At 74.1% G+C, this 1,381-nt stretch carries 2 protein-coding genes; both read right to left on the minus strand.

What is annotated here, in order from left to right:
• On the minus strand, window positions 1-453 hold a 453-nt coding region (locus tag AC1D15_RS32355), incomplete at its 3' end, for a methenyltetrahydromethanopterin cyclohydrolase (protein ID WP_477829283.1).
• On the minus strand, window positions 450-1,381 hold a 932-nt coding region (locus tag AC1D15_RS32360), incomplete at its 5' end, for an ATP-grasp domain-containing protein (protein ID WP_477829284.1). The genes AC1D15_RS32360 and AC1D15_RS32355, both read right to left, overlap by 4 nt.

Raw genomic sequence — 1,381 nt, forward strand, 5'->3', positions numbered from 1 at the left:
GTCGACCTCCATCACCAGCACGCCGCAGTCGGCGCGGTCGCGGTAGCCGAGTTCCTGGTAGAGGGCTTCCTTGCCGGCCAGCGCGCGCGCCGGGCCCGAGCCGAGCGAGAAGAACTTCTTGCCGCCGGTTTCCTCCTTCGTGGCCGCGAGGCTCCAGCCGGCGTACTGGCTGCCCAGGCAGGCCAGCACCGGCTGCGAGCTGCGCACCTCGATCCAGGTGGGCCAGCCGTGCTGCGCGCCGGCACGCAGGCCGACCTGGCCCAGCCCGCCCATGCAGATCTCGCCGATCAGCAGGCCGGCGGCGATGCTGCCGCGCGCCTCGATGCCGGCATCGACGATGCACACGCCGCGGTCGTCGCGGCGCACCGTGACCTGCAGGGCATCGGCGTCGGCGAGCAGGCGCTCGACCAGCGGGCGCGCCCGCGCGTTGACGCTCAGGATCGTGTCGCTCATGGTGCTGTCTCCAGGGTGTCCAGCAAGGCCTCGCGGGCGCGGTGCAGCCTGTCTCTCACCGCCTCGGGATCGTCGCCGCTCGCGCTCAGGCTGCATGTGCTCAGGCTGCACAAAGGGTCGCCGGCCGCGACGCGCGTGCCGGCGCACGGCAGGTCGTGCGCCCCGGGCCAGGCAGCGAGCCGCTGCGCCAGCGCCTCGTCGACCCGCCCGCCGTGGCGTGCGAACACGATCTCGGTGCCGTTGATGGGATCCCGGCCGGTGCGCGGTGCCGGCAGCACGCCGTGCAGGCAGGCCTGCACATGGGCCGCCATCACGCCGTCGCCGTACAAGGCCATGCTGGCCGGCGGGCGCGGGTTGACCTCGAGCACCGCGATCTCGTCGCCGTCGCGCATGAAATCGAGGCTGCACAGGCCGCGCAGTTCGAAGCCGGCGGTCAGCGCGTCGACGGCGGCGCGTGCCTGCGCTGCGGCGCGGCCTTCGAGCGGCACCGGCCCGACCACGCCGCAGAACACGAACGGCCGCGTGYCGAAGCGGCGCACCGTGATCTCGTTGAAGCCGAGCAGCGCCGCGCGGCGGCCATTGCCGATGAAGGTGGCCGACATCGGCACGCCGGGCGCCTCCTGCTGCAGGTAGTGCTGCGCCGGCATCTCGGCCACCCGCTGCGGCGTGGCGCAGCTCACCTGCCAGCCGCCGCTGCCCAGCGCGTCCTTGGTCAGCCAGTGCGAGCCGTCGTCCGGCAGCGTGCGCGACAAGGCGCCCAGCCGCACCGGTGGGTGGTGGATGCCATGCGACGCGAGGAAGCCGAAGAAGAGTGCCGGGTCGCGCACGCGGCACACCGCCGACACCGGCGTGCCGACCAGCGGCAGCAGCTGCGCCGCTTCGGCCAGCAGCCGCGGCCGGCCCTCGAAGCCGCTGCCGGCGACCCAGC

It is taken from the genome of Rhizobacter sp. P2_H2 (assembly GCF_056403375.1).